The sequence below is a fragment of the Exiguobacterium sp. B2(2022) genome, from assembly GCF_028823655.1.
GTDB lineage: Bacteria > Bacillota > Bacilli > Exiguobacteriales > Exiguobacteriaceae > Exiguobacterium > Exiguobacterium aestuarii_A.
The window spans coordinates 1-5526 of sequence record NZ_JAPEHX010000093.1 but is presented as its reverse complement, the minus strand read 5'-3'; the positions used below and the strand labels follow the sequence as shown (position 1 = coordinate 5526).

Annotated in this window: 7 protein-coding genes; 2 read left to right on the top strand and 5 right to left on the bottom strand. The window is 46.5% G+C overall.

Annotation, left to right across the window (positions count from 1 at the left end; translation table 11 throughout):
• Window positions 1–6: 6 nt before the first annotated feature.
• The 5 genes from ON063_RS14090 to ON063_RS14070 form a co-directional block, all read right to left on the bottom strand.
• A complete protein-coding gene (locus tag ON063_RS14090) occupies window positions 7–372 on the bottom strand; it encodes a rhodanese-like domain-containing protein (protein ID WP_274665551.1) in 366 nt (121 codons plus the stop codon).
• 107 nt (window positions 373–479) lie between these two features.
• Window positions 480–758 (bottom strand): DUF5327 family protein, encoded by a 279-nt coding sequence (locus ON063_RS14085; protein ID WP_271305673.1) that lies wholly within the window; start codon window positions 756–758, stop codon window positions 480–482.
• 62 nt (window positions 759–820) lie between these two features.
• On the bottom strand, window positions 821–2107 hold the full coding sequence (locus ON063_RS14080) for a DUF2252 domain-containing protein (RefSeq protein WP_274665550.1): 1287 nt from the start codon (window positions 2105–2107) through the stop codon (window positions 821–823).
• A 13-nt stretch (window positions 2108–2120) separates the two neighbouring features.
• Entirely contained in the window at window positions 2121–3071 is a 951-nt protein-coding gene (msrA, locus tag ON063_RS14075) for a peptide-methionine (S)-S-oxide reductase MsrA (RefSeq protein WP_214744801.1), read from the bottom strand.
• 82 nt (window positions 3072–3153) lie between these two features.
• Complete coding sequence (locus tag ON063_RS14070; protein WP_031422036.1) at window positions 3154–3336, bottom strand: hypothetical protein; 183 nt, start codon at window positions 3334–3336, stop codon at window positions 3154–3156.
• 224 nt (window positions 3337–3560) lie between these two features.
• Here ON063_RS14070 and ON063_RS14065 point away from each other — a divergent pair, with 224 nt between their 5' ends.
• On the top strand, window positions 3561–4637 hold the full coding sequence (locus ON063_RS14065; RefSeq protein WP_274665549.1) for a diguanylate cyclase: 1077 nt from the start codon (window positions 3561–3563) through the stop codon (window positions 4635–4637).
• A gap of 128 nt (window positions 4638–4765) precedes the next feature.
• Window positions 4766–5290, top strand: a complete 525-nt coding sequence (locus ON063_RS14060; RefSeq protein ID WP_074035604.1) for a hypothetical protein — start codon at window positions 4766–4768, stop codon at window positions 5288–5290.
• Window positions 5291–5526: the final 236 nt, after the last annotated feature.

Below are 5526 nucleotides of genomic sequence, written 5' to 3'. Positions count from 1 at the left end.
CATCCATCATCCCCGCCAGAAGTTCATGCCACCTTTTACAGAATAGACATCGGTATATCCGGCACTCTTGAGCATCGCTGCTGCGCGTTGACTGCGCATTCCACTTTGACAGATGACGTAGACAGGACGCTCTTTTTCTTTCGGGTATTTCGCTTGTGCGTTCCCGAATCCGGAGAGCGGTAAGTTTTTCGCTTGCTTGATATGGCCACCACGATACTCATGTGGTTCACGTACGTCCAACAATTGAATGTTCCGCTCTTCTGCGATTCTACGCTTCAAATCATCCGTTGAGACCGTTTTAACATGGTTTCGGCGACTCCACCAAAAATACACGATTCCAATGACGACCGCCACAAAAAGAAAATCCAACATATTTACGCCTCCATTTGCTTTTCATTCTTATCACCATTATACCCCCTATGGTATTTAAGTCAATGAATGTGAATCCACAAAAAAACCACATGTGTATCACATGTGGTTCAAAAATCGAGCAATGAATCGGATTTAGGTTGTTCGTCTTCTTCCATGGGAATCCCGAGGAAAGCGGCCATCTGACGATCAAGCGGAGGTTTTCCCTCACTCGCCGGTGTCGTCATTTGTGGCGCGCTGACATGTTTCCCTTCAGACGTCTCCGCTAGCAGCAGTTCGCAAAAACCCATCAACTTTGCCAAATGACGCTTTTGTACTTCGCCCGTTGATGACTCAATCTGTGTCATCACCTGACGCATCTGAGCGATGACTTGTTGTTCTGTAATCATGGTCCTTACACATCCTTTACGCTTCCATTGTGCAGGATTTACCCTTCGATTCGCAAGTGTCCTTAGCGTTTCCTTGATTCGACCCAGTTCAAAAAGGCATCGTAATCAAAGCGAACTTGATTTGCATAAAAATCGGCCCATCTCGACAACTGCCGAATGAATAACGATGGGGAGTCCCCGATGGCCGCCGTAATTCGTTCACTCGCCGTATAATCTAGCACGTTAGACGTTGCATCGGCCCGTGCGTGAATTTTCGCTGTGATTTGCGCTTGCACCTTCAACGTCTCAATGAGTGACGTCTCGTCTTTCATATGCTTCGCCTTCACTTTTCGTTTGTACGGCGAACGCTGCCTTACATAATACTCTTTCCCATCAATCGTCAAATAGCCGAGATAAGGGTCACGACTATGAACCATTGCCCGTTGCGCGGCAACGACACGCGCCCCTTGGTGCGACAACCCATTCTCAAATAGCGGATGCGTCGGCAGAAACAGCGATGGGACAGCCGACTGTGCCTGTTTCATCTCTAAAATGACATCTTCATCGTGCTCTTGATCGGCCCCTTCAATCAAAATATAATAACGCTCTAGACCGATGGAGGCCGTACCGCTTTGTAGCTTGATGGCAATGTCTTTGATTTCATAATGATCGGCGTGATGTCGATGCTCATCCGACAAAGAAGATAAATAATCTCCCCAGGCCGCCTCGATTTTATCTCGTACTTCAGGCGAAACGGAAAGCAAGTCGTCACTTGTTGAAAAGTAACGTTCCTCGTCCCGTACTTCCGTCCGTTCGGACATAAATTCGTCTTTCTTCTTCTCTGCTTTTTTTATGACTTTCTTCACAGCTTTACACGTATTCTCTTTTGTAAATTGAATATGTTCACTTTTTCCTTTCGCGTGCTTCTCAATCGCCTCCGCATACGAGCGTGCAAATGCCTCGATGGCTGCTTTACCGTCAAACCCTGACTCGGCCGCGAACAAATCGACAGAGACCGCCATCCGCAACAAGTCGAACAGATAGGAGCCGATATACGCCTCGTCAAAGTCGTTTACGTCATAAATGATCGTACCAGCCCCATCCTCGAACACACCAAAATTCTCAAAGTGCAAGTCTCCTTGAATGAACGTTGGGTGGTCGGGACCTGTGTCAAACGCGATGGGAACTCTCGCAAAGTCGTAATAGAACAAGTGTGAGCTCCCTCGAAAGAACGAGAACGGGCTCGAACTCATTTTTGCGTACTTCTCTTGTCTCGCTTCTTCCGAAAGATGTCGAATCGACTGGTCGTAAAAATCAAGAACAGTCCCAATCGTTTCGCACCGAATTTGTTGTTTGACGGCTGTGAACATACGACTCTCCCCTTCACTTGTTGAATAAGTGTTTATATTCCCCATACCCAGCTTCTTCAAGCTCTTCTACAGGAATGAATCGGAGAGCGGCCGAGTTGATGCAATAGCGTAAACCGCCGAGTTCTTTCGGTCCGTCATCAAAGACGTGACCGAGGTGACTATCACCTTGTTTTGAACGGACTTCTGTCCGTACCATGTGGTGCGTCGTGTCCATATTCAAGTCGACTCGTTTTTCTTCGATTGGACGTGAGAAGCTCGGCCATCCACAGTTTGACTGGAACTTATCATGGGATGTGAACAGTGGTGTTCCATCAACGATGTCGACGTACAATCCTTCACGTTCTTCGTCCCAATATTCATTTTTAAACGGCGGCTCTGTTCCGTTTTCTTGCGTGACTTTATATTGCATCGGCGTCAAGCGTTCACGGAGTGCCTGTTGCTTCTTCCGATCGCTCCAGGCTTCTTTGATGAATTTCGCACGACCAGACCCGACCCGGTACATCTCGTAGCGGAACGGATTCTTTTTATAGTAGTCCTGATGGTAATCTTCCGCTTCCCAGAACGTTTTCGCAGGGCGAATGTCGACTTCAATCGGTCGGTCAAACCGTCCTGAGTCTTCCACTTCTTGTTTCGAGCGCTCAGCTGCGTCCCGTTGTTCTTCTGAATGATAGAAGATGGCCGGACGATACGATTCGCCTCGGTCATTGAATTGTCCTCCACCGTCTGTCGGGTCGATTTGACGCCAATAGATGCGGAGCAACTCCTCATACGAGATGACCTCAGGATCGAACGTGATCTCAACCGCCTCTAAATGCCCCGTCGTCTCTGAACAAACTTGTTGATACGTCGGATTGTCGACATGTCCACCCGTGTATCCGGAAATGACACGTTCGACCCCCTCATATTTATGAAACGGTTTGACCATGCACCAAAAACAGCCTCCCGCAAATGTAGCTTTTGCCATAAAAAATCCCTCCTTACTTTGTAGTGTACCCAAAAAAGTCGCAAGACAACAAAAAACGAGAACCACAAAATGTGTTCTCGTTTTAGTCTTCTTCGACTTGGTTCACATGACGCATCACTAAAAATAAGATGACTCCTACAATCGCAGCCCCTAAAAGCGTCAACACCATGTTATCTCTAGCCGATAAAGTATAAAAGATCGCTAATCCAATCAAAATGAGCGCAATCGGAATAAACGCTCGTTTAAAATGATCCCAGTAACGCACGGACAGTCCTCCTTTTCTCTTATCATACCAAACTTTCGATTTTCGATAACGAAAGTTCTAAAAGTTGAAACATGTCTGTTAAACCGAAAAGGGATGATTGGGGTTGCGCTTGAATTCTAACCAAAAGTACTTCTCATTTCGTTCGCAGGTTAATCCTACCTGTTTTCGACAAGATGATTTATACTATAACTAAATATTTCCATACAGGATAAGGGGGAGCTTCGATGCTCACAATCGTCAATGCATTCTTTATCAATCTGTGTATCTTGTTCACGCTCTTCACGATTTCCTTTTTACCGTTCCGTAATCGCCCTCGTCTGACACCACAGTCTCCTCTCAAGGGAAGGATCTTACTTGGGGTACAGACCGGATTGATTGCCATCCTCCTTTTAGTGAATGCCTTACCGCTCGAGGGGATACTCATCGACCTACGTAATATTCCCGTTTTGCTTGCCGTTCTGTTCGGGGGATGGGTGAGTGGTGCTGTCGCAGGTATCATATTATTAATCGGTCGTTCCCTAGTTCTGTTCTTTACAGACGGTAGCATGCTCGGTCTCTATCTAGCCATCGCCACAATAGTTACGTTAGTCGTCTTAACAGGTCTTTTACGGAAACGCATGGATAATACTCGGCCAACTTTGCTCGTGTTCACTACAATCAGCATTGCCATCTTTGGAGCAGCGATTTATGCTGCGCTTCCACTAAACTTGTTCTATCCCGTCTTAATCGTCTACACGTTAATGTCTTATGGTGGAGCTTGTGCCGCCTATCGGTTATTGCTCGAATTACGCCGTCACTTTGAGAACGTCCAACATCAACAACAGCTTGCGCGCACTGATGCGCTCACCGGAATTGCCAACCGTCGTTTATTGAATGAAGCGATGGCTAACTTGACGGTCGAGGCAGAAGAATATGCGTTAATCTTAGTCGATATTGATCACTTCAAGCGGGTGAATGACACGTACGGGCACGACGTCGGCGATGACGTGTTACGTGAACTCGGTATGCTTCTCGTCAACGAAAGTGAAGAGCGGCATTTGGTCGGTCGCTTCGGTGGAGAAGAATTTTTAATCGTCATGCCTCACGCTACGCGGGATGAAGTGTCTCGCCTCGCAGAATCTATCCGAGAAAAGGTTTCGTCGTTTCCATTTGAAACGAGCGCAGGTACGCTACACATCACCGTTTCGCTGGGAGCCTGCCATTCGAACGATATTGAAATCGATAGTGTGTTGAAGCACGCAGACGAAGCGTTATATCACGCAAAAGAATCTGGTCGAAATCGCTTCATCCTAGCCTCTTAATAACTTGAACACTTCATACTTGAGCATGTTTTCTCGCTTTACTTTCTCGAAACGAATCGTTAAACTAGGCTAGACTTTGGTTCAGGTTGGTACATCAGGATTTATTCAGAAAAGGGGAAACATCGTTCATGTCAGTTTTGTTATCTTTGTTTGGAATTATGTTTATCAGCTCGTTCGCGATTGACTATAAACGTGGGAAGACGCTTCAACAATCGGCACTCGGGGGAATTCGTTCGATTCAACAAAACTTATGGATCTTTTTCCGTACGTCGCTCTCGATGATGATCGTCATCGGCCCACTCTTACTCATTTCAGGACTCGTATTCTCAGATTTAGTGGCATTTAACACCGTCCCATCTTTCTTGATCGCCGTACTTAGTATCGGTTTTGCCGAACGGATCATCGGAATGACCGTCGCACCACTGATCCGTACGTTTTGGCATCAACGGGGTCGTCTCATGCCACTTTATTTAGACGCTGCCCTTTACGTATTCTTGCTATCGATTCTCGTCTTAGAGTTTTTGATGAACATTCCTGGGATCGACCTCCAGTCACCGTTCATCGCGCTATTTTATGCGTTCGCGCTCTTCTTCACGAGATACTTGTTCAGTCTCATTCGATTCACGGTTCAAAAAGGCGTGGCCTCGAACTAATTCGAGATCCTATCCATATGTGTTCGCACGTATGGATATTTTTTTCGCAATTCTCATTGACAATGAGAATCGTTATCAACTATACTCTAGATGTAGCTTCCTAAAAGCTTGACGTGCACGTTCCCCAAACCAATCACGTCACGTGGATTCCCCTCCACGACACTCTTTTTGAAAGCATTGCTGCGACAACCCCCATTTGTTGCACCCATATTTGCCAAAAACAAGACGAGCAGCCC